Annotated in this window: 21 protein-coding genes; 9 read left to right on the plus strand and 12 right to left on the minus strand. The window is 59.7% G+C overall.

Annotated features, from left to right (window positions below):
* Positions 1-117: 117 nt before the first annotated feature.
* The 6 genes from RHM58_RS08480 (at position 118) to RHM58_RS08505 (ending at position 6,373) form a co-directional block, all read left to right on the plus strand.
* On the plus strand, positions 118-1,494 hold the full coding sequence (locus tag RHM58_RS08480; protein ID WP_201256278.1) for a M16 family metallopeptidase: 1,377 nt from the start codon (positions 118-120) through the stop codon (positions 1,492-1,494).
* 284 nt (positions 1,495-1,778) lie between these two features.
* Entirely contained in the window at positions 1,779-2,807 is a 1,029-nt protein-coding gene (locus RHM58_RS08485; RefSeq protein ID WP_201256277.1) for a DUF5924 family protein, read from the plus strand.
* Positions 2,808-2,861: 54 nt separating this feature from the next.
* Positions 2,862-4,010 (plus strand): ABC transporter permease, encoded by a 1,149-nt coding sequence (locus RHM58_RS08490; RefSeq protein ID WP_201199295.1) that lies wholly within the window; start codon positions 2,862-2,864, stop codon positions 4,008-4,010.
* A complete protein-coding gene (locus tag RHM58_RS08495; RefSeq protein ID WP_201199297.1) occupies positions 4,007-4,810 on the plus strand; it encodes an ABC transporter ATP-binding protein in 804 nt (267 codons plus the stop codon). The genes RHM58_RS08490 and RHM58_RS08495 overlap by 4 nt, the downstream gene beginning before the upstream one ends.
* Position 4,811: 1 nt before the next feature.
* On the plus strand, positions 4,812-5,750 hold the full coding sequence (locus tag RHM58_RS08500) for an MlaD family protein (RefSeq protein ID WP_201199299.1): 939 nt from the start codon (positions 4,812-4,814) through the stop codon (positions 5,748-5,750).
* Positions 5,747-6,373, plus strand: a complete 627-nt coding sequence (locus tag RHM58_RS08505) for an ABC-type transport auxiliary lipoprotein family protein (protein WP_201199301.1) — start codon at positions 5,747-5,749, stop codon at positions 6,371-6,373. The genes RHM58_RS08500 and RHM58_RS08505 overlap by 4 nt, the downstream gene beginning before the upstream one ends.
* 160 nt (positions 6,374-6,533) lie before the next feature.
* Here the strand turns inward: RHM58_RS08505 and RHM58_RS08510 are convergent, their stop codons facing one another.
* From RHM58_RS08510 to RHM58_RS08530, 5 genes are all read right to left on the minus strand, one after another.
* Positions 6,534-7,763 carry a nucleoside recognition domain-containing protein gene (locus tag RHM58_RS08510; protein ID WP_201199303.1) on the minus strand — a complete coding sequence of 410 codons (1,230 nt, stop codon included), beginning with the start codon at positions 7,761-7,763 and terminating at the stop codon, positions 6,534-6,536.
* A 233-nt stretch (positions 7,764-7,996) separates the two neighbouring features.
* Positions 7,997-9,328 carry a glutamate/aspartate:proton symporter GltP gene (gene gltP / locus RHM58_RS08515; protein ID WP_201199305.1) on the minus strand — a complete coding sequence of 444 codons (1,332 nt, stop codon included), beginning with the start codon at positions 9,326-9,328 and terminating at the stop codon, positions 7,997-7,999.
* Positions 9,329-10,027: 699 nt separating this feature from the next.
* Positions 10,028-10,495, minus strand: a complete 468-nt coding sequence (locus RHM58_RS08520; RefSeq protein ID WP_201199307.1) for an inhibitor of vertebrate lysozyme family protein — start codon at positions 10,493-10,495, stop codon at positions 10,028-10,030.
* A 2-nt stretch (positions 10,496-10,497) separates the two neighbouring features.
* Positions 10,498-10,662, minus strand: a complete 165-nt coding sequence (locus RHM58_RS08525) for a DUF1328 domain-containing protein (protein WP_008002172.1) — start codon at positions 10,660-10,662, stop codon at positions 10,498-10,500.
* 96 nt (positions 10,663-10,758) lie between these two features.
* Positions 10,759-11,046, minus strand: a complete 288-nt coding sequence (locus RHM58_RS08530) for a hypothetical protein (protein ID WP_201256276.1) — start codon at positions 11,044-11,046, stop codon at positions 10,759-10,761.
* A 439-nt stretch (positions 11,047-11,485) separates the two neighbouring features.
* On the opposite strand from RHM58_RS08530, the gene algB reads away from it, so the two are divergent.
* Positions 11,486-12,832: a sigma-54-dependent response regulator transcription factor AlgB gene (gene algB, locus RHM58_RS08535; protein WP_201199311.1), complete on the plus strand. Its 1,347-nt coding sequence runs from the start codon at positions 11,486-11,488 to the stop codon at positions 12,830-12,832.
* Positions 12,833-12,842: 10 nt separating this feature from the next.
* A complete protein-coding gene (locus tag RHM58_RS08540; protein WP_201199320.1) occupies positions 12,843-14,633 on the plus strand; it encodes an ATP-binding protein in 1,791 nt (596 codons plus the stop codon).
* A gap of 9 nt (positions 14,634-14,642) precedes the next feature.
* On the opposite strand, the gene RHM58_RS08545 is transcribed toward RHM58_RS08540, so the two are convergent.
* The 7 genes from RHM58_RS08545 to RHM58_RS08575 form a co-directional block, all read right to left on the minus strand.
* Positions 14,643-16,256 (minus strand): EAL domain-containing protein, encoded by a 1,614-nt coding sequence (locus RHM58_RS08545; protein WP_201199322.1) that lies wholly within the window; start codon positions 16,254-16,256, stop codon positions 14,643-14,645.
* A 76-nt stretch (positions 16,257-16,332) separates the two neighbouring features.
* Complete coding sequence (locus RHM58_RS08550) at positions 16,333-17,112, minus strand: N-acetylmuramoyl-L-alanine amidase (protein WP_201199324.1); 780 nt, start codon at positions 17,110-17,112, stop codon at positions 16,333-16,335.
* Between the two features lie 103 nt (positions 17,113-17,215).
* Positions 17,216-19,327, minus strand: coding sequence for a GGDEF domain-containing protein (locus RHM58_RS08555; RefSeq protein ID WP_322270088.1), 2,112 nt, complete (start codon positions 19,325-19,327; stop codon positions 17,216-17,218).
* A complete protein-coding gene (locus tag RHM58_RS08560) occupies positions 19,324-20,202 on the minus strand; it encodes an endonuclease/exonuclease/phosphatase family protein (RefSeq protein ID WP_201199334.1) in 879 nt (292 codons plus the stop codon). The genes RHM58_RS08555 and RHM58_RS08560 overlap by 4 nt, the downstream gene beginning before the upstream one ends.
* Positions 20,203-20,216: 14 nt before the next feature.
* Positions 20,217-20,858, minus strand: coding sequence for a thiol:disulfide interchange protein DsbA/DsbL (locus tag RHM58_RS08565; protein ID WP_201199336.1), 642 nt, complete (start codon positions 20,856-20,858; stop codon positions 20,217-20,219).
* A gap of 199 nt (positions 20,859-21,057) precedes the next feature.
* On the minus strand, positions 21,058-21,669 hold the full coding sequence (locus tag RHM58_RS08570) for a c-type cytochrome (protein WP_322270089.1): 612 nt from the start codon (positions 21,667-21,669) through the stop codon (positions 21,058-21,060).
* 46 nt (positions 21,670-21,715) lie between these two features.
* Positions 21,716-22,006 (minus strand): c-type cytochrome, encoded by a 291-nt coding sequence (locus RHM58_RS08575; protein WP_201199338.1) that lies wholly within the window; start codon positions 22,004-22,006, stop codon positions 21,716-21,718.
* A gap of 191 nt (positions 22,007-22,197) precedes the next feature.
* Here RHM58_RS08575 and yihA point away from each other — a divergent pair, with 191 nt between their 5' ends.
* Positions 22,198-22,839, plus strand: a complete 642-nt coding sequence (gene yihA, locus RHM58_RS08580; protein WP_201199339.1) for a ribosome biogenesis GTP-binding protein YihA/YsxC — start codon at positions 22,198-22,200, stop codon at positions 22,837-22,839.
* Positions 22,840-23,015: the final 176 nt, after the last annotated feature.

The following is a 23,015-nucleotide window of genomic DNA, read 5'->3' on the forward strand; positions in this document are numbered from 1 at the left end:
AGGCTCGCTCCCACAGTGGTTTTGTGAACGACTCAAATCAACTGTGGGAGCGAGCTTGCTCGCGATGGCTGCCTGGAAAGCGACACGGATCTCCAATCAGCCGTATGGAAGCTCGTTATGCGTTGTCTGTTGTTCGCCTGTCTGTTGCTCGGTTCATTCCCTTCGTTCGCCCTGGATCGTTTTCAGGTCGAAGGCTATGCGCTGCCCAACGGCCTGCAATTGCTACTCAAGCCCGGCACCGATCGTGGGCATGTGGCGATTCGGCTGGTGGTCGGCGTCGGTATCGATGACTTCAAATGTGATGACAAAGAGCTGCCCCACCTGCTTGAACACTTGCTGTTCAGCGGCATCGACGCCAGCGGCGAAGGTGGCCTGGAAGAGCGCATGCAGGCCCTGGGCGGTGAATGGAACGCCTACACCAGCAACGCCGACACGACGTTCGTCATCGAAGCCCCGGCGAAAAACCAGCGCAAGGTTCTCGATCTGCTGCTGGCGCTGTTGACCCAGACCCGAGTCGACGACAACGCCATCAACGCCGCCAAGCAAGTGGTCGAGCGTGAGGACGGCGGCCACTACTCGCACTTGCAGCGGTGGATGGACCGTCAGGACCTCGGCCACACGGCCAGCAATCAGTTGGCCGTGGAACTGGGCCTCAAATGCCCCGAGCGGGCCGAAGTCGATCACCTGACCCGCGAGCAACTGGATAAGGTCCGCAAAGCCTGGTACGCCCCCAACAACATGACGCTTATTGTGGTCGGCGACCTCGACAAGTTGTTGCCGGCCTATCTGGAACGGGCCTGGGGCGCGCTTGAGGCAGTCGATCCCACCGACCATTTGCCGTTACCGGAAATCAACGCGAGTGCCGCCCATGAGCGCAGTCTGATTCATGGTTTTGTCGGCGGCGGTGCGAGGTTGCACTGGCTGGTGCCGGAGCCGGTGCTGGAAGACGTGCCTGATCAAACCTTCGACCTGCTCAAGGATTATCTGGATTGGGCGCTCTATCGGCAGATGCGCCTGGCCCATGGCTTGTCCTACGGTCCGTGGGCCGAGCGCGAGCTATTCGGCAGCGTCGGCTTCATGAGCCTGAACGCTGACCTTGAGCGCGAGAACGTCGCCGAGGCCGAGCAGGTGCTGGAAGACATGAAGGCCGAATTGCTCAAGAACGGTCTCGATGTCGAGACGTTCGAGCGCCTCAAGCAAGCCGCCATCGTTCGCCAGGCCTGGGCCGTGCAAGGCAACAGCGCCCTGGCCGATTACTACTGGAGCGCCCTGGGGGATTACGAGGACGGACAATTCACCGACCCGGCCAAGGAACTGCAAGGGGTGACGCTGGAGGAAGCGAACAAGGCGATGCGCGAGTTGCTGCTGCAGCCGGGGTACTTGCGGATCGAGAAGCCGTTGATCAGCTATGACCAGTTGTTGTGGGCGTTGGGTGCGGTGTTCGGATTGCTGGTGCTGGGGTTGCTGGCGTGGCGCGTCCATCGCCGGAAGTAATCCAATTTGGCGGCATGAGCGCCTTTTGTGGCGAGCGAGTTTGCCTGTGGTGAGGGGGCTTGCCCCCGTTGGGTCGCGAAGCGGCCCCAAAACCTGTTAGCGCGGTGAGTCAGGCACGCCTCAAGCAATGGTTTTACGACTGCTTCGCAGCCGAACGGGGCAAGCCCCCTCGCCACAGGTAATCACCAGCCCTCTAGTCTTGTGTTCGCCCAAATTGATCGCCACGCAAGCGCCTCGGCGGTACCCTGTCGAGGATTTTTCCTACGACCAGTGTGAACCGCCGAATGCCTACCCTGCCTCCTTTCGTCCAGCGCATCCTCGAACTGATGAAGCGCTATCCGGGGGTCATTGCGCTCGGTGGTTTTATCTCCGGAGTTTGCAGCTTCATGCTGGTGGATCGCCAACAAGGCCTGGCGACCTGGATCACCACCATCATGCTGGTCAGCTGGGTCTGGCTGATGCTCGAAAACAGCCTCACCCGGTTGTTTACCCGCGTCTTCAAACGGGAAATCCCCCAGCCGTTGCTGCGTTATGCGACGCAGATGATCCACCAGGAAAGCCTGTTTTTTGTCCTGCCGTTTTTCTTCATCACCACCACCTGGAACAGCGGCCAACTGGTGTTTACCGGGTTGCTGGGCATTGCGGCGCTGATCTCCATCACCGACCCGCTGTACTACAAATGGTTGGCGCCACGTCGCTGGGCGTTCCTGGCGCTGCACACCCTGACGTTGTTCGCTGCGCTGCTGACCGCCCTGCCCGTCATCCTGCATCTGACGACGTCAGAGAGTTTCAAACTGGCGCTGGGCATCTCCGTGTTGTTGTCGTTCCCGAGCCTGGCATCGATCTTTCCGATCCGAACCGTGCGCAACGCCCTGGCGATTCTGAGCATCACGCTGGGCATCGGCGCGATGGGTTGGGTGCTGCGTTCGTGGGTTCCACCAGCGACGCTGTGGATGACCGACGTGGCCATCAGCACGCAAATGCAGGATCGCACCCCCGGCGATAGCCTGGAGCAAGTCAGCGCCGAGCAGATTCGCGGCGGCGGGCTCTACGCCTACACTGCAATCAACGCGCCGCGCGGTCTGGATGAACGGATTTATCACGTGTGGCAGTTCAACGGCCAAGAGGTCGACCGCATCGCGCTGGATATTCATGGCGGGCGCAAGGAAGGCTATCGGGCCTGGACCCACAAACAGAATTTTCCCGGCAACCCGGTCGGCGATTGGCAGGTCCGGGTGTTGACCGAAGATGGGCAGGTGATCGGCGTGTTGCGCTTCGAGATCACGGACAGCACACCGACCAAAGAAAAGTAATCCGGTTCGTGCTATTACGTAGATCTGCGTAACAGCCGAACAAGCACGGAGCTTATGACCAGCAGCACATTGCCCGGCAATGCCCAACTGGACACCACTCACACCCCTGCACAATTGCGGGTTACGGGTGACTGGACGCTCGCCCATTACGCTGACCTCAAGCGCCTGGGCGACAAGCTTCGCGGCCAGTACGACGACAGCACCCACATTGATCTCAACGGCCTCGGCGCCCTCGACACCGCCGGTGCTTCGCTGCTGGTGGAGTTGCTGGGTTCCGAGCGCCTGGGCCGATCGGCCGAACACCCTGAGTGCACCCTTTCCACCGCCGATCGCGCGTTACTGCAAACCGTCTACCGCTCGCTGACCGATTTCTGCGTACCGCTCAAGGAACCGGAAATCAGCGTCGGCATTCAACTGCTGACGCGCATCGGTCGCGCCGTTGACGCGATCTGGCAAGACACCCTGCAACTGCTGGGTTTCGTCGGCCTGATTCTCGAAACCATCGCCCGCAATTTGTTTCGCCCCCAACGCTGGCGCATTACGCCGATGGTCGCGCACATCGAACAGACTGGCCTCGACGCCGCGCCTATCGTCGCCCTGCTGACCTTCCTGGTGGGCGCGGTGGTGGCGTTTCTCGGGGCGACGGTGCTGGCGAGTTTCGGCGCGAGTATTTTCACCGTGGACCTGGTGGCGTTCTCCTTCCTGCGCGAGTTCGGTGTGTTGCTGACGGCGATTTTGATGGCCGGACGCACCGCCAGTGCGTTCACCGCGCAGATCGGCTCGATGAAGGCCAACGAAGAAATCGATGCGATCCGTACGTTGGGCCTCGACCCGATCGAGTTGCTGGTGGTCCCGCGGGTGCTGGCGCTGTTGGTGGCGCTGCCGATGCTGACCTTTCTGGCGATGATCTCCGGGATTATTGGCGGTGGCGTGGTCTGCGCGGTGTCGCTGGGGATTTCGCCGGCGATGTTCCTCTCGCTGCTGCAATCGGACATTGGCGTTCAGCATTTTCTGGTGGGGATCGTCAAAGCGCCGATCTTCGCGTTCCTGATCGCGGCCATTGGTTGCCTTGAAGGCTTCAAGGTCAGCGGCAGCGCCGAATCCGTCGGCGCCCACACCACGTCCAGCGTGGTCCAGTCGATTTTCGTGGTGATCGTGCTGGATGCTGTCGCCGCGTTGTTTTTCATGGAGATGGGCTGGTGAGTCGTCTACCCCGAGCACCCTCCGAGGCGGTGATCGAAGTCCGTGGGCTGTGCAATCGCTTCGGCAGCCAGAGCGTGCACGAGAACCTCGACCTGGATTTGTACAAGGGTGAAATCCTCGCCGTGGTCGGCGGCTCCGGCAGCGGCAAGTCGGTGTTACTGCGCAGCATTGTCGGTTTGCGTCGGCCCAGTGAAGGCGTGGTGAAAGTCTTCGGCAAAAACCTGCCGACGCTGTCGGAACATGAACGCTCGATGGTTGAACGGCGCTTCGGCGTGCTGTTCCAGAAAGGCGCGCTGTTCTCATCGCTGACCGTGACCGAGAACGTCGCCCTGCCCCTGATCGAACACGCCGGCCTGAGCCGTGCCGACGCCGAACACCTGGCAGCAGTGAAGCTGGCGCTGGCGGGACTGCCGTTGTCGGCGGCGGACAAGTACCCCGCGTCCTTGTCCGGCGGCATGATCAAGCGTGCGGCACTGGCCCGGGCGCTGGCACTGGACCCGGACATCCTGTTTCTCGACGAGCCCACCGCCGGCCTCGACCCGATTGGCGCGGCGGCTTTCGATCAGTTGATCCTGACCCTGCGCGATGCATTGGGTTTGAGCGTGTTCCTGGTGACCCACGACCTCGACACGCTCTACACCATCACTGACCGGGTGGCGGTGCTGGCGCAGAAGAAAGTGCTGGTGGCGGATGCTATCGACAAGGTGTCCGAAACCGACGACGCCTGGATTCACGAATACTTCCACGGCCCTCGCGGCCGCGCGGCGCTGACCGCCGCTCAACAGCTTAACGAGGTCTGACATGGAAACCCGAGCCCATCATGTATTGATCGGCCTGTTCACCGTGATTGTGGTGGCGGGCGCCCTGCTCTTCGGTCTGTGGCTGGCCAAATCCAGCGTCGACACCGAGTTCAAGGACTACGAAATTGTCTTCAACGAGGCAGTCAGCGGCCTGTCCAAGGGCAGCGCCGTGCAGTACAGCGGGATCAAGGTCGGCGACGTGGTGACCCTGCGCCTCGACCCGAAAGACCCGCGCCGGGTGCTGGCGCGGATTCGTCTCGGCGGCGAGACGCCAATCAAGGAAGACACCCAGGCCAAACTGGCGCTGACCGGGATCACCGGCACCTCGATCATCCAGCTCAGTGGCGGCACACCGCAAAGTCCCAAGCTGCGGGGCAAGGACGGCGAGTTGCCGACGATTGTCGCGGCGCCCTCGCCTATCGCTCGCCTGCTGAACGACAGCAACGACTTGATGGCCGGCGTGAACACGCTGATGCACAACGCCAATCAGATGTTTTCCGCGGAAAACGTCGAGCGCATCAGCAACACCCTTGAGCATCTGGAGCAAACCACCGGGACCATCGCCGACCAGCGTGGCGATATCCGCCAGGCCATGCAGCAACTGGCCTCGATCGGCAAACAGGCCAGCGCCACCCTTGAGCAAACCACCGCGCTGATGCGCAACGCCAACGGCCTGCTCAACGATCAGGGCAAGCAGATGTTCGGCAATGCCGGGCAGGCGATGAAATCGCTGGAACAGAGCACCGCGACCATCAACAAATTGCTGACGACCAATCAGGATTCGCTCAACAGCGGCATGCAGGGCCTCAATGGCCTGGCTCCGGCGGTGCGTGAATTGCGCGACACCCTGACGTCGCTGCGGGCCATTTCCCAGCGACTGGAAGCCAACCCCAGCGGTTATCTGCTGGGCAGCGACAAGAACAAGGAATTCACGCCATGAAGCCGACTCACCTCGCCCTCCTCGCCAGTTTTGCGCTGGTCAGCTCATGCTCGATCCTGCCGAAGTCCGAGCCGTCCGATGTCTACCGCTTGCCCTCGGCCCAGACCGCCGTAGCGGCCAGTCACGGCACGCCGCAACACTGGTCGCTACGCCTGACCAAGCCACAGGCCAGCGAGGCGCTGAACAGCCCGAAAATCGCCGTGATCCCGCAGGGCGACCTGATCAGCAGCTACAAAGCCTCGCGCTGGAGCGATCCGGCGCCGGTGTTGCTGCGTAATCGGTTGCTGGACGGGTTTCAGCGCGATGGCCGGGTGTCGTTGTTGAGCACCGATGACAGCAACTTCCAGGCGGATCTGGAACTCGGTGGGAATCTGCAAGCATTCCAGACGGAGTACCAAGGCACCGCTGCAAGCGTCGTTGTACGGCTGGATGCGTTGCTGGTGCGTGGCTATGACCAGCGAATCCTCGCCAGCCACCGCTTCGAAGTGCGCCAGCCGTTGAGCGATGTGAAGGTGCCGTCGGTGGTGGCCGGGTTTGGCCAGGCCAGCGACCAGTTGACGGCGCAGGTGGTGGCTTGGGCGGTGGAGCAAGGTCAGCAATTGGTCCCACCCGTTAAACCTTGAAGGTCCTGCGGACTCTGTGGCGAGGGGCTTGCCCCGTTGGGTCGCGAAGCGGCCCCTACATTCTTTCGGCTCCACCGGGTCGTTTGGATTTACGACTGCTGCGCAGCCGAACGGGGTAAACCCCCTCGCCACAAAAGCCCGCTCCCACAGGGGGTTGTGGTTAACCGAAGAACCAGTAGCAAACAAAGATCGCGCCGACCACCCCGGCAAACTCTGCCAGCAACGCACAGCCCACCGCGTGCCGCGCCCGCTGAATCCCCACCGCACCGAAGTACACCGCCAACACATAGAACGTGGTTTCGGTACTGCCCTGAATGGTCGCCGCCACCAACGCCGGGAAGCTGTCCACCCCGGAGGTTTTCATGGTTTCGATCAGCATCGCCCGGGCGGCGCTGCCGGAGAACGGTTTGACCATCGCCGTCGGCAACGCATCGACGAAGCGCGTGTCCCAACCGGCCCACGCCACCAGATGCCGAATCCCGTCCAGACCGAAATCCAAGGCGCCGGACGCTCGCAGCACGCCCACCGCACAGAGCATCGCCACCAGATACGGCAGCAGGTTCTTGGCCACGTCGAAGCCTTCTTTGGCGCCTTCGACGAACGCTTCGTAGACCTTCACTTTGCGCAACGCGCCAATGATCAGAAACAGCATGATCAGGCCGAACAGCGTCAGGTTGCCGAGGATCGATGACAGGCCGGCCAGAGCGGTCGCCGAGAGCGTCGCCAGCAGCGCCATGAAGGCACCAAGGGCCAAGGCACCGGGAATCAGATAGGCGAGCACCACCGGGTCCCAGATGCGCAGGCGCTGCATGAACGCTACCGACAGGAAGCCGACGATGGTCGAGCAACTGGTGGCCAGCAAGATCGGCAGGAACACCAGCGTCGGGTCCGGCGCACCTTGCTGGGCGCGGTACATGAAGATCGTCACTGGCAGCAGGGTCAGGGACGAAGCATTGAGCACCAGGAACAGGATCTGCGCGTTGCTGGCGATGGTGGTGCTGGGGTTGAGCTCTTGCAGCGCCTTCATGGCCTTCAGGCCGATTGGCGTGGCGGCGTTGTCCAGGCCCAGGGCGTTGGCGGCGAAATTGAGGGTGATCAGGCCGATGGCCGGGTGACCGGGCGGGACTTCCGGCATCAGACGCAGGAACAGCGGGCCGAGGGCCTTGGCCAGCCAGTCGACGATCCCGGCCTTTTCGGCGATCCGCAGAAAGCCCAGCCACAGGGTCAGCGTCCCGAACAACAGGACCATGACCTCCACCGACAGCTTGGCCATGGCGAAGATACTTTCCACCATCGCCGCGAAGATCCCGGCGTTGCCGCCGATCAGCCACTGCGCCAGCGCCGACACGGCTGCCACGATGAAGAAGCCAAGCCACAGGCCATTGAGCATCAGTTAAATCCCCCGAAGAATGCGGCGAATGATAGCGGGGTCGCCAGAAACGACAAACCCCGGATTTCTCCGGGGTTTGTTTAGTACGGCGTAGGCCTCGTTAAGCCCAATGTCATGGGCTGGCCCCGATCCACTGTGGGAGCGAGCTTGCTCGCGATGGCGGTATATCAGTCGACAACAATGATAGCTGTCAGTCCGTCATCGCGAGCAAGCTCGCTCCCACAGGGTTTTGCTTAGTTTTTGGAAGTCTCGCCAGCCGGCAGTTTTTCCTTGCTGCGCCAGTGCGGCAGGGAGTTCCAGTAGCGTTCGCCCTTGGCGTCGTCGTACATGCCTTCCCAGCGGGAGATAACCAGCACGGCCAGGGCGTTGCCGATCACGTTCAGTGCGGTACGCGCCATGTCCATGATGCGGTCGACACCGGCGATGAACGCCAGGCCTTCCAGTGGAATGCCAACGCTGCCCAGGGTGGCCAGCAGCACCACAAAGGACACGCCCGGTACACCGGCGATGCCTTTGGAGGTGACCATCAGGGTCAGCACCAGCAGCAATTGCTGGCTGATCGACAGGTCGATGCCGTAGAGCTGGGCAATGAAGATGGCCGCGATGCTCTGGTACAGGGTCGAACCGTCGAGGTTGAACGAGTAACCGGTCGGCACCACAAAGCTGCAAATGGCTTTCGGCGCGCCGTAGGCTTCCATCTTCTCGATCACGCGCGGCAGCACAGTTTCGGAACTGGCGGTGGAGTAAGCCAGCACCAGCTCATCCTTGAAGATGCGCATCAGCCTGATCACCGAGAAGCCGAACAGGCGAGCAATCAGGCCCAGCACCACAAAGGCGAAGAAGGCAATGGCGAAGTAAACCAGCAATACCAGTTTGGCCAGCGGCAGCAAGGAGGCGAAACCGAAGTTGGCCACGGTCACCGCGATTAAAGCGAAAACACCAATAGGGGCGTAGTTCATGATCATGTGAGTGACCTTGAACATGCTCTCGGACACGCCCTGGAACATCTTCACCAGCGGCTCGCGCAGGTCCGATTGCAGGCTCGACAGACCGAGACCGAACAACACGGAGAAGAAGATGATCGGCAGCATCTCGCCGCGGGCCATGGCCGCGAAGATGTTTGACGGGATCAGGTTGAGGATGGTTTCGATGAACGCATGTTCATGCTGAACTTCGGCGGCAGTCGCCTGGTACTTGGAAATATCCACCGTACCCAGGGTGCTCATGTCGATGCCGGTGCCCGGATGGACCACGTTGGCCAATACCAGGCCGACCAGAATGGCGATGGTGGTGACGACTTCGAAGTAGAGGATGGTCTTCAGACCGATGCGCCCGAGTTTCTTCGCGTCGCCCACACCGGCAATACCCACCACCAGCGAAGAGATCACGATCGGAATCACGATCATCTTGATCAGACGGATAAAGATATCGCCTGCAGGTTGCAGGACGTTGCTGATCCACCAGGCTTTTTCGGCACTGAAATGGTTGAGCAGCGCACCGATTGCAATCCCCAATACCAGACCGATGAGGATCTGCCAGGCGAGGCTAAGCTTTGCCTTCTTCATATCATTACCCTTACTTCAGTTTGACTCGGGCAGATGCGCGAACTGGAACGCTCAATGGCGCAAAAGTCCTGTGCATCTGCCCCCGTATAAGGTGCCCCGAAGCGCGTAATTACAGCTCTTCGGCAGGCGAAAAAAGGCGCAACTATTCCGATGCAAGGAACCGACGTCTAATGCCGTAAACGCCTACCCTATGCCGAATCGGCATGAGCTTTTTCAAATGAAACTGGCGTCCCAAGCGGTTCGAATACGACATTTCGGCAGGCATAAGTGCCGTGAACCGGCCATTTCAGAGCAGGTTAGTTGTTTTTTGCGCAGGTGGATTACAGTCGAAACTTAGGAAAATGCCTACGTTTGACGGAGAAATCGCTTATGCCAAAAGTAGGAAGTTTCTCGATATACGGTCATAAGAAACACCGCGAAACGATTTTGCGGGGAATATGCAGCAGAAGGGAATGAGCGAAGTGCTCTAGATCAACGTTTTGCACGTTGAAAGCTCTGCGCAAGTCCGTCGAGCCGCTCGGGGCCGGCGAACTTGCGTCGCAGCTTTTGCCTGACCCGGCCCTTGCGCAGACACTCCATGTGCCCGTAGGTCACTCCGACCCTGTAACAGTCAGAACGTCCCGACCCCTTGGTCATGCGCCTGCCTTCCTCGGGTGGCGCACTGGAAAGAAGCGATGCTGCTCCTTTCATATTACGAACTCAGTACCAGTTTGGATCTTTCTTGAGTTGTTCCATCAACAGGTCCTGCATGCCTTGGTTCGGCTTCCCGAGGAAGCGGTAGTCGGCATGTCGCGTGGGTGACTTGTCGGCGGGCAGTCCCGCAGGCACTTCGACCAGCATCGCGTAGGCGTCCTTCTTGTTGAAGCTGAACGCCACGATCAAGCGTTTGTTCAGGCACGTCTGCTGTGTTTCGCACAGTGGCCCGACCAGATACTTGCCGCCATTCTCTTCAACGGCATTCATTTGCTCGGAAGCACCGGACAGGTTCATCACCCATTCCGGCAGTCGTTCTTCCTTTTTCACGACTTTCGTCCAGGTATCACGGTACTGCGGGTCCGAGTTCAACAACTCGTTGGCCCGCGCCTGACCGTCATTGTTGGCGGCCATCGCCATGGCACCACCGCCCAGAAGCAGGGCGGCTGCCAGTGTCTTCAACAAAACGCTCATGTTCAGCCTCGACCGCGACGGCCAAAGAAGAACGAAGCAACAAACATCACCAGGAACACGACAAAGAGAATCTTGGCGATACCCGTGGCGGTGCCCGCGATACCACCGAAGCCCAGCACTGCGGCGATGATGGCAATGATCAAGAATGTAATTGCCCAGCTCAACATGGTGATTCTCCTTCCGCTTCTGATAGAAATGATGCTTTTTAGAGGTGATGCAGGTGGTGCTTTTCCCGGCGTATCGATCACGCCAAGTTCGATTCTTTAGAACACCCAACGTTCCTGACGGGGCATCTCATCCACAGGCTGAGCCTGGTCGACGTCCATCATTCGCATCGGGGCGCTGTCAGCCGGGTTGCTGCTCACGGCGCTGAAGTGGGTTTGGGTGGCGTGTTGAATCGACACGCGTGGCGCCTCTGGTTGCTGGCTCTGCTCCCAGCGAACGAATTGCTGGCCGCCGATCAAGGTGATCAGAAGGGCGAGCACGGCAAACAAGCCCTGCTGGATGTGCAGCGGCGAGATGCGCAATTGGGCGGCACGTTGGCGATTCATCCTGAAACTCCTCCCACATTGGTGGTGATCTGGTTAAGGGCGTTCATTCCATAAATGCCCTGCGTTAACCAGACCATTGCAGCCTGCATGCCAGCTTTTCATAAGATAAATATTGTTTAAAAACAATGGCTTATGGTTGTGATGAAAATCGTTTCGCACGCATCCTGCACGATGGGCCCCTGAGGGTCGTGCGTAATGCACGATAGATTCGCAGGAACTTTCAAATTTTTTGAATTGAGAGGAGGGCATGGATGTCAGACGTTCACACGGGCAATCGCCGAAATGCCGGGTTTTTGATAAAAAGGTAACGAAATCAGTTCATTAGCGAGAGGGGAGTAGATAACTGCCCCGTCATGGCTGGAATGGACCAGAATCAACCATGCAACTTGCCCGATTTGTCCGGGACTAACCAAAATCATTCATTAAGGAGCGTAGGAAAATGGAATCAGCCACTGAGCATCAAGGCCGCATTCTGCTGGTGGACGACGAGTCCGCCATCCTGCGTACCTTCCGCTACTGCCTTGAAGACGAAGGCTATACCGTCGCCACCGCCAACAGTGCCGCCCAGGCCGATGCGTTGTTGCAGCGTCAGGTGTTTGATCTGTGCTTCCTGGATCTGCGTCTGGGTGAGGACAACGGCCTCGATGTGCTGGCACAGATGCGCATTCAAGCACCGTGGATGCGGGTTGTGATTGTCACCGCCCATTCCGCGGTCGATACCGCAGTCGATGCGATCCAGGCCGGCGCGGCCGACTATCTGGTCAAACCTTGTAGCCCGGATCAATTGCGCCTGGCCACCGCCAAGCAACTGGAAGTGCGCCAACTCTCAGCGCGTCTGGAAGCCCTCGAAGGCGAAGTGCGCAAACCCAAGGATGGCCTCGACTCCCATAGCCCGGCCATGAAGGTGGTGCTCGAGACCGCCCGCCAAGTGGCCGGTACCGACGCCAATATCCTGATTCTCGGCGAGTCCGGGACCGGTAAAGGTGAGCTGGCCCGGGCGATCCACGGCTGGAGCAAGCGCGAGAAGAAATCCTGCGTGATCATCAACTGCCCGTCCTTGACCGGCGAACTGATGGAAAGCGAACTCTTCGGTCACAGCCGCGGTGCGTTTACTGGCGCCAGCGAAAGTACCTTGGGTCGTGTGAACCAGGCCGATGGCGGCACGCTGTTTCTCGACGAGATCGGTGATTTTCCACTGACGTTGCAACCCAAGTTGCTTAGATTTATCCAGGATAAAGAATACGAGCGGGTCGGCGACCCGGTGACCCGACGCGCCGATGTGCGAATCCTCGCGGCCACCAACCTGAACCTTGAGGACATGGTTCGCGACGGTCGTTTTCGTGAAGATTTGCTCTATCGCCTGAACGTCATCACCTTGCACCTGCCACCGCTGCGTGAACGTAGCGAAGACATCCTGACCCTGGCCGATCGCTTTCTGGCCCGTTTCGTCAAGGAATACGCCCGTCCGGCTCGGGGTTTCAGCGATGAAGCCCGGGAAGCGCTGCTCAACTATCGATGGCCGGGCAACATTCGCGAGCTGCGCAACGTGGTGGAGCGGGCGAGCATTATTTGTCCACAGGAGCGGGTCGAGATCAGCCACTTGGGCATGGCCGAGCAACCGGCCAATAACTCGCCACGGGTTGGCGCCGCGCTGAGTCTGGATGAATTGGAAAAAGCCCACATCGGCGCCGTACTGGCCACGGCCGGAACTCTGGACCAGGCGGCCAAAACGCTGGGCATCGATGCTTCGACCCTGTATCGCAAACGCAAGCAGTACAACCTGTGAGCAACATCCGATGAAACTCGCGATGAAGTTGCGGACCCGGCTCTTTCTAAGTATCTCCGCACTGATCACCGTGGCGTTGCTCGGGCTGCTGCTAGGGGTAGTCAGCGTGATGCAGATGGCCGGAACTCAAGAAGCGCTGGCCCGCAATAACTTTATCACCCTCGATTTGGGCCTTAAGTTGCGGCAGACGTTGGGCGACCAACTGATCATCATGCTCAGCGAGAACGCTGATCCAGCGGCATTCGAGGCCTCCAAGCAGCATTACTTTCAATTGCTCGATGAAGGCATCGCCCATGAGCAATCGGGCGATGGCGCCCAGTACGGTTTCAGTCAAGCCAAGACGGATTACCTGAGTTTTCTCCAGGCATACAGCGAGTCCCGCGACCCGACGCATGTGCTGAATGGCAATGAAGCGCTCACGGAAAAATTCAACGCGTTGCGCAATGGCTTGATCTCCGAACACAAGCGCGCACTGGACAATATCAATGACACCCAGCAAAAGGCCCGTGATCGAGCGCTGCTGATCGCCGGCCTGCTCGGTTTGGTCGGGCTGGCGGTATTAATCATCGGTTTCATCACGGCCCACGCGATCGCCCGACGTTTCGGCGGGCCAATTGAAGCCCTGGCCAAGGCCGCGGACAACATTGGCCAGGGCAATTTCGAAGTAACGCTGCCGCTATCCTCGGCGGCGGAAATGAATCAGCTGACGCGCCGCTTTGGGATCATGGCCGAGGCCTTGCGTGAGCACCAAGCGACCAATGTCGACGAGTTGCTGGCCGGCCAGCAACGTTTGCAGGCGGTACTCGACAGCATCGATGATGGTTTGCTGATGATCGACCGTCAGGGCCATCTGGAGCACCTTAACCCGGTGGCGCAGCGGCAATTGGGTTGGGACACCGAGCGTCTTGGCCAGGGGTTGGGTGCGGCGCTCGAACGTCCCGAACTGGATGAACAACTGCAATTGGTCTTGCGTGGCGGAACGCTGGAGCGGGCGCCGGAAGACCTGAGCGTCGAAGTCGATGGCGAGTCGCGGCTGTTGACCTACAGCCTGACCCCGGTCAGCCATACCCAGGGGCATATCCTTGGCGCGGTGATGGTGTTGCATGACGTCACCGAGCAGCGGGCGTTCGAACGGGTACGCAGTGAGTTCGTATTGCGTGCCTCCCACGAGTTGCGCACGCCGGTCACCGGCATGCACATGGCGTTCGGCCTGTTTCGCGAGCGGGCGAAATTTCCGCAGGATTCACGCGAAGCGGACTTACTCGACACCGTGAACGAAGAAATGCAGCGCTTGATGCAGTTGATCAACGACCTGCTGAACTTCTCCCGCTACCAGAATGGTTTGCAGAAGCTCACGCTGGGGCCGTGCTCCATCGAAGACTTGCTGGAGCAGGCGCAGGGCCGTTTTGCAGGGTCGGCCGCTGAGAGGGGCATCGACTTGCTGGTGGAAGTGCAGGGGCCATTGCCGCGTTTGCAGGCAGATCAGGCGCAGCTGGATCGAGTGCTCGATAACCTGATCGACAATGCCTTGCGCCATACCGCCCAGGACGGGCAGATCCGCTTGCAGGCCCGGCGCCACGGCGAGCGGGTGATCATCAGCGTCGAGGATAATGGCGAAGGCATAGCCTACGGCCAGCAAGGGCGGATCTTCGAGCCGTTCGTGCAGGTCGGTCGCAAAAAGGGCGGTGCCGGGCTGGGCCTGGCGTTGTGCAAGGAAATCGTGCAATTGCATGGCGGGCGGATGGGGGTTTATTCGCGGCCGGGGCAGGGCACGCAGTTCTATATGGCTCTAGCGGTATAAAAGCCGCTTTTACGCTTCGTCATCCAGCCGTCGGTTGCTCTGGCGGCGGCCACGGGTGATCAGCTCGATGAACTGCACGGCACTCAGCGCATGGGCGAACAGCCAGCCCTGACCGAACTTCACGCCTTCGCTGCTCAGGAACGCCGCTTGGGCTTCATGCTCGATGCCTTCGGCGATCACCTTGAGTTGCAGGGCCTGGGCCATGTGAATGATGTGCGGCGCGACACCGCTGCTGGCGGCGTCATGGCCCAGGGCATCGATAAAGGCCTTGTCGATTTTCAGGCAATCCACCGGCAAGGTTTGCAGATAGGCCAGGCTGCAATAGCCGGTGCCGAAGTCGTCGATCAACACCTGATGCCCGACATCACGCAAGGCTTGCAGGTTTTCCCGCGCTACCACCACATCAATCAACCCGCGCTCAGTCACTTCGAAGGCAATCTGCTTGGCTGCAACCCGGTGCAAGGTCAGCAGGCGCGCCATCACTTGGCCGATACGCGGCACCATGACATCGCAAGCTGCGAGGTTGACCGAGATATACAGCTGCGGATTGGCCCGTAGCAGTTGCCCCAACTGTTCAAGCAGGCGCTGCAAGACGAAGTCGGTCATCTGGCGGATCTGCCCGGTGTTTTCCGCCATGGGGATAAACAGATCGGGGCTGGTCAGCGTGCCGTCCGGTCGTCGCCAGCGCAGCAGCGCTTCAGCGCCGACGCAGTGGCGGCTGTCGAGATCGAAGATCGGTTGATACAACACCTGCAACTCGCCACGGCGTATCGCGCCATGCAGTTCGGCATCCAGCGATTGACGCTGGCGCGCCAGCAGAAATACCAGGAAACCGACGAAAGCGCCGAGCGCCAGACTCGCTGGCACTAGCCACCACCAGACCGCAGGCACATGCATGCCGCTGCGTGGAGAGATCAGCACCAACTGGTACTCAGGATTGTTGGTGGGCATGCGGTAAATCAAACGGCTATGCGTCACTTGCAGCGCGTCGCTGCTCTTCGGTGGCCAGGGTTCCGTCGGTGGCCAGGCCTGCTCGACGCCCAGTACCGGAATCGCCCGGGTCCCATGATCGAGCACCACCAGCAGACTGCTGCCGGGCGAGAGGTCGACCATGTCGGTCAAATGCCCGCGAGAGGTCGCCACCCGGAAATTGCCACGACCCAGCATCAGCGCCGCGCGGTTTTCATCGGGTTCGGTGGTGGTATTGAGCCAATAATTGTAGGTGGGGCCTTTGATGTCCGGCGGTCGTACTACCGACAGCCCTTCTTGGCGGGGGCGGTTGGAGCAGATCCGGGTGGCGTCCATATAAGCGGCTTCGTAGACGAAGCGGTAGCTGAAGCTGATCTGCTGCAAGGTGGCGATCATTTCGTCGTCGCAGGTTCGCAACGGCTGGGCTTCCAGATCATCGAGGCTTTCACGCAGTTGTCCGAACAGCTGTTCCAAACGAGCGAGGAAGCGCTCGCCCTGGGCGTTCATTTCCTGGCTTTCGTCTTGCTCGACTTGATGCATCGCCATAAACAGACTGGCAGCCATCAGCAGTGTTGCACTCAGGACAGCAGCCATCATCGCCAAAAACCAAGGGCGATAGAACCAACTACGCAACCTCTCTCGCGCTGCAGGCATCATGGAATATCCGAAGTATTACCAATGAGTTATAGCTGCTGATTTGGATTTAGGGCTGACCGTCGGGCGGGCGTCATTATTTTGTCTGATTAAGCACCAAAAGCATGGCCGCGGTTTGCGCGTCCGGGATGCCGTCGAAACGCGAAGGGCGGAAATGCATCTGGAAGGCCGCCAGCACATGTCGGGTGGCCACATCCAGTTCGCCGGTCTGCGGCGTCGCGTAGCCCAGGCGCGCGAGCTCTTCCTGGAACCAGCCGATGCTCGGCAGTTCTGCCGCGAACTGTGCTTGGCGGCTCGCGACGGCTTGCTCGTTCGGCCAGATGCCCAGACCTTCAGCGGCCAGACGCTTCCAAGGGAACAGCGGCCCCGGATCAAGTTTACGCAGTGGGGCAATGTCGCTATGGCCGATGATGTGCCGGGGACTGATGCCGTTGCGTTTGCTGATGTCCTTGAGCAGTACGATCAAGGCCTGGACCTGAGCTTCGCTGTACGGATACCAGACGCGACCGGTCGGCGTGTCGCGGAAGCCCGGATTGACGATCTCGATGCCGATGGAGCTGGAGTTCAACCACGTCCGGCCTTGCCATTCACTTTCCCCGGCGTGCCAGGCGCGCAGGTTTTCATCGACCAGTTTGTAGACGGTCGCGCCCTTGTCATCACCGATCAAGTAGTGGCTGCTGACTTCGCCATGGGTCAATAATTGCAGCGAACGCTCCAGCGACGCGTTGGTGTAGTGCACCACCACAAACTGCACGCGGCTGTCGTGATTGGCGGAAGGGTGGCTGGTGTCGAAACGAGGACCGCTGGCACAACCGGCCAGTAATAGCAGCGACACAACGAGGGCAATATATTTCATGGCAGAAGGCAGTACGCGAAAGACGATAATGCAACAGTGTAACGTAATGCTTTGCTTGTCGACGGCAAAAGGGCTGCTTTAAACAAAATGAGACAACTGGGCTTTAGCCCAGCTCCACACGATTACGCCCGGCGTTTTTGGCCCGGTATAGCGCCTGATCGGCTCTTTTAAGCACCATGTCGCTATGCTCGCCGGGCTTGAACGCTGTGAGTCCCATCGAAATAGTGACGGTCACTCGCTCACCCTTGAAGTGAAAAGGGCAGGCTTCAATCGATGCGCGCAGGCTCTCCAGCAGTTTTGCCCCGACAGCCGGTACTGTGGCGGGCATCATCAAGACGAACTCTTCACCACCAAAGCGAGCAATAAAGTCCGACCCGCGCAGGCGTTTGCGCAGTACGCTCGCGATGATTTTCAGCACCTTGTCGCCGGCCAGGTGCCCATAGTTATCGTTGATGCGTTTGAAATGGTCGAGATCGAGCATGGCCAGCATTAACGTATTGCCATGCTGCTGCCACTCGCCTATCTCGTGTTCCAGTCGTTCGCTCCAGGCGGCGCGGTTGGGCAGGCCGGTCAGCGGGTCGATCAGGGCTTTTTGACGCTGCTCCTCAAGGTGCTCACGGTAGCCGAGCGCTTCCTGTTCCATGTGTGCGACCCGTTCGGCCAGGCCTTGCAGACGGGCCGCGACTTCTTGTTCGCGCTCGTCTCGCTGCTTTTGATGCTGGTCCATGGTGCCCAGCAAACCTTCGAGATGGTTTTCCAGTACGTGTTTGAGGTCTTCCAGGTCGGCCGCGTCCTGCATGCTCGTTTGCAAACCGTCGACTTGTTCGCGGATCTGCGTGTCCATCTCCCGTGCGGCGGAGCGGTTATCGGCATGACCGGCGCTGGCGGCTTGCAGGTTGCTCTGAAATGACTCGAGGCGCTCGTTGAGCTGCTGCAAATACGCTTCGAATTCGTGCTGGCCGCTGTCGGTGATCGCCAGCATCAAGGTGGCCAGGTCGTCGAGGATCGGCAGCAATTCGTACCAGTTCAGACCATTTTGCAGGCGACTGCGCATTGCCTCGGCTTGTGGGCGATGGCGTTCCGGCAGCGTCAAGTCGTCGAGCAGGCCCAGCAGTGTTTCTTCGATGTGCGTGGCGACGGAGCTGTAGGACGGCTCCGGTGAGTCGGGCAGGGCATAGAGGATATCTTCCTCGGGGTGCTCCGGATCAATCGCGGCCAGCGCCTGCGCCATGACCAAAGGTAAGGGCAGGCTGTCGAGGAATACCGGTGTTTCAGAAACAGCCGCCGGGGTCAGTTCATCTGGGTTGATCGCCGGTTGAGCGGGAGCCGCAGGCGCGATGATCGATGGAGTCGCTTCGTGGGGCTGTTCAGCGGCAGGCAGCGATGCCGGGGCTTGGGCTGGCGCGCGCTCTATTTGCGGCTCCAGAACCGGTGGGACAAATGTTACGACTTCCGGTGTCGGTGTCGGTAATTGCTGCGGCGCCGGTGACTCTGGCATAGCGGCTGCAATCGGCGCCGCCAAGGCTGTCGGCGGCGTCTCCTGCGGCATATGGATGGTTGGCGCGGGCTCAGCCGTTGGCTGCGGTGCTTCGGCCACAGGAGCAGGAGCTGGCGGCTCCGCAGATTGCTGGGTCGGCGCCTGAGCCTGCGTGGCGGCGGGGGCAGCAACCGTTGGCGCTGATTCTTCCACTTCCCGACTGCCGAACAACCGTTGCAGCAAACCTGGGCGACCAGGCTCGGCCGGGTTCTCCAGCTGGTTCAGGGCTTTGCCTTGCAAGCCGCTCAGTTCGCTGAGCAACAAAGGAATCTCTCGGGCCTGGCCGACGCGCCCGTCCAGTTGTTTGGCAAAGGTCTTGAGGGGACGGCTGACTTCCCGAGGCAATGGCAATGCCTGGAGCTGCGTGACCAGCGCGTTCAGTGCAGCACTGACCTGATCAGCCCGGGTTTCGCGGCGCTGCTCGGAGTCGAGCACGGCTTTTTCCAGTCGAGGCAGTAACGCTGCAAGGCCGGCATCCATGTCATCAGTGCGCACGACTTCGCGCATTTCCTTCATGCACAGGTCAACGGCGCGGTCGGTGCCCTCGGCCGCCAGAGTGCTGCGTACCAGCCCGCGTCGCAGCAAGTCGAGCCGGGCGTCCCAGCGACGTTCGAGCTTTTCCTGTTGTTCGATGCTTTTGAGGTACTTCTCTTTCCAGCGTTGTGCTTCGTCGCTCATTCATGGGATCCGCGAGGGGCAGGACTCAACGCGGGCAATGCATCGGCCGTGAGCGAACCCGGCAGACGAATCTCTACCGCGACCGGCAGGTGATCGGAAATCGGTTGTGCCAGCACTTCGACCCTTTCAAGGGTCAAGGTCGGGCTAAGCAGAATATGGTCCAGGCAGCGCTGCGGGCGCCAGCTGGGGAACGTCGCTTCCAGCTGCGGCGCCAGCAGACCGAGGTCGCGCAGCGGAGAGTTTTGCAGCAAGTCACTGGCGTGGGTGTTCATGTCGCCCATCAGTACCTGGTGTTTGTAGCCGCCGATCAACTCGCGGATATAGGCCAGTTGCAGACTGCGTACACGGGCGCCGAGAGCCAGGTGCATCATCACGACGACCAATGCGTCCGGACCTTCGCCGAAACGCACCAGGATCGCCCCGCGGCCCTTTGGACCCGGTAGCGGATGGTCTTCAATCGCCCATGGGCGCAGGCGGCTGAGCACGCCATTGCTGTGCTGGCCGAAGCGACCGAGGTTGCGATTGAGTTGTTGATACCAGTAAGGGAAGGCGCCGAGCTGGGCCAGGTGTTCGACCTGATTGACGTAGCCTGATCGCAGGCTGCCGCCATCGGCTTCCTGCAAGGCGACCAGATCGAAGTCGCCGAGCAGATTGCCGATCTTTTGCAGATTGCCGGCACGCCCGGTGTGCGGCAACAGGTGTTGCCAGCCACGGGTCAGATAGTGCCGATAGCGCTCAGTACTGATGCCCACCTGGATATTGAAGCTGAGCAAGCGCAGACGGCTGTCTGCGGGCAGGCCCGTCGATTCCAGGTGATGCGTGTTGATCTGCGGTTCATGCAGGCCAACCACGCGTTCAGTACCCCAGCGGCGCATGGCAGGGGCCGCGCTTAGTTGGCAGCAGCCTTGTTAGCCGCTCGCTCTTGGGCGACCAGTTTGTCGGCCAGTTGCAGGGCTTGCTCGGCGCCGCCGGCGGAGCCCACGTCAAAGCGATACTTGCCGTTGACGATCATGGTTGGAACGCCGGAGATTTCATATTTCTTGGCCAGTTCACGGGCCTTGATGATTTGACCTTTGATGGCGAAAGAGTCAAATGTGGCCAGGAACTTGTCCTTGTCTACACCTTGGGTCGCCAGGAAGTCAGCCATGTCCTGTTTATCGATCAATTTCTTGTGTTCTTTCTGGATGGCTTCGAAAACCGCAGCATGGACCTTGCTCTCAACGCCCATGGCTTCCAGGGTCAGGAACATTTGACCGTGTGCATCCCAAGGGCCGCCGAACATGGCTGGAATACGCACGAAGTGTACGTCGGCCGGCAATTTCGCAACCCAGGGATTGATCACCGGTTCGAAAGCGTAGCAATGCGGGCAGCCATACCAGAACAGTTCCACCACTTCGATCTTGCCAGGCTCGGCGACCGGCACCGGGTTGGTCAATTCGACATAAGGTGCGGCGGGTGCTTCAGCGGCTTGTGCGGTCATGCCGAACAGGCTGGCAGCGACGAGTGCGGCGCTGATGATCAGATTACGCATGCTTTACTCCTGGACAAATTGGGTCGCCTCGCGCGACCTGTTTTCAGACAGATCATGGCGGGCTTGAGTTCTGTAGTGTAACGGCAGCGGCCACAAAAAGGGCGGCCAAAGCCACCCTTTTTATGCTTGCATCGACGGATTAATCGAGCGTTAACGTTGCAGGAGATGTCCATCGCCCGCAACGCTCGATCCGCAGGCCTTAGTGCAGGCCTTGAATGTAGCTGGACACCGCTGCAATTTCTTCGTCGCTCATTTTTTTGGCGATGGTTTGCATGATTTTGGTATCGCCATCGTTGGTCCGGCCGCCTTCTTCTTTTCGGAAGTCGGTCAGTTGCTTGGCGACGTATTGAGCGTGCTGGCCACCCAGGTGCGGGAAGCCGGCGGCGGCATTACCTGCGCCATTCGGCGAGTGGCAACCGGTGCAGGCCGGCATGTTCTTGGTCAGGTCGCCACCACGGAACAGTGCTTCACCGCGAGCCACGACTTTAGGGTCGGCGGCGCCAACGCTGCCTTTCTGGCTGGAGAAGTAAGCGGCGAGATCGGCCAGGTCCTGATCGCTCAGGTTGGTCAGCAGGCCGGTCATTTCCAGTACCGTACGTTTACCGGACTTGATGTCGTGCAACTGCTTGTTCAGATAACGCTCGCCCTGGCCTGCCAGTTTCGGAAAGTTAGGCGCCATGCTGTTGCCATCCGGGCCATGACAGGCGCCACATACTGCGGCTTTCGCCTGACCAGCAGTTGCATCACCTGCAGCATGGGCAATGCCGGAGATCCCCACGGTCAACAGCAGACTCACGATCAATTTGTTCATCAGCTAATCCAACTACGGCTAAGGGTTAAAGAGTTATGGGCCGGGCTTACTCGCTCATCCAACGGATGATGGCTTGGTAATCCTCGGCACTGCAGTCCATGCACAAACCACGCGGCGGCATCGCCTTGAAACCCTGGGTCACGTGTTGCACCAGCGTCTCCATACCTTTCGCCAACCTCGGCGTCCAAGCTTCCTGATCGCCCTTTTGAGGCGCCATGGGTAGTTGGCCGGAATGACAGGCACCACAAACACGGTTGTACACAGCTTCCGGATCCTGTGTAGCCTGCGCGCTGTAAAGCGGCATCAAGACCCCGGCAGCTAGCAGCCATTTCGTCATAAAACGACCTTTTCAGGGTTGAGAGCGTTCTGCGTTCTAGTGCGCAATCAAGGTCTATCGCTCTCGTGAACTTCATCCTACGCTGGGACAAAGCGCACACAAAATCTGCGGCATTATATACTGGCGTCACTGAAACGGAAACGACACCGCTTGCCGCGTCCATTCCCGGCGCCGCCCACATCGGAAATCCCATGCAACTCAAGAACCCCATCCTCGGCCTGTGCCAACAGTCCACCTTCATGCTCAGCGCTGCCAAAGTCGACCAATGTCCGGACGACGAGGGCTTTGAAGTAGCCTTTGCCGGGCGTTCCAACGCTGGTAAATCCAGCGCGCTGAACACCCTGACTCACGCCAGCCTGGCGCGGACCTCGAAAACTCCGGGTCGCACGCAGTTGTTGAACTTCTTCAAGCTAGACGATGATCGTCGTCTGGTCGACCTTCCAGGCTACGGTTATGCAAAAGTACCCATCCCGCTGAAGCTGCACTGGCAGCGTCACCTGGAAGCTTATCTGGGCGGTCGCGAGAGTTTGAAAGGTCTGATCCTGATGATGGACATCCGTCATCCAATGACCGACTTCGACTTGCTGATGCTCGACTGGGCAGTCGCCAGCGGCATGCCGATGCACATTTTGCTGACCAAGGCCGACAAGTTGACCTACGGCGCAGCGAAAAACGTCCTGCTCAAAGTACAGGCCGATATCCGTAAGGGTTGGGGCGATACGATCAGCATCCAGTTGTTTTCGGCACCAAAACGCTTGGGCCTGGAAGACGCCTACACTGTATTGGCAGGCTGGATGGAATTGGCAGACAAAGGCGCCGAGATTGCCGAGTAAGGCTTTCTTACAGGCAAAAAAACCCCGGACTTCGTATGGGGAGGGGGAAGTTCCGGGGTTCAAGTTCCGGACCGCTAGGGCGGGGTCCAGATATCTGCCAACACTTAACACAACATAGGAGCATCGAAGGGCTTCACCAGCCATTCAGTTACTCTGAGTTGCGGTTCACGGAATTA

Source organism: Pseudomonas sp. 10S4, assembly GCF_034344865.1.
Classification (GTDB): domain Bacteria; phylum Pseudomonadota; class Gammaproteobacteria; order Pseudomonadales; family Pseudomonadaceae; genus Aquipseudomonas.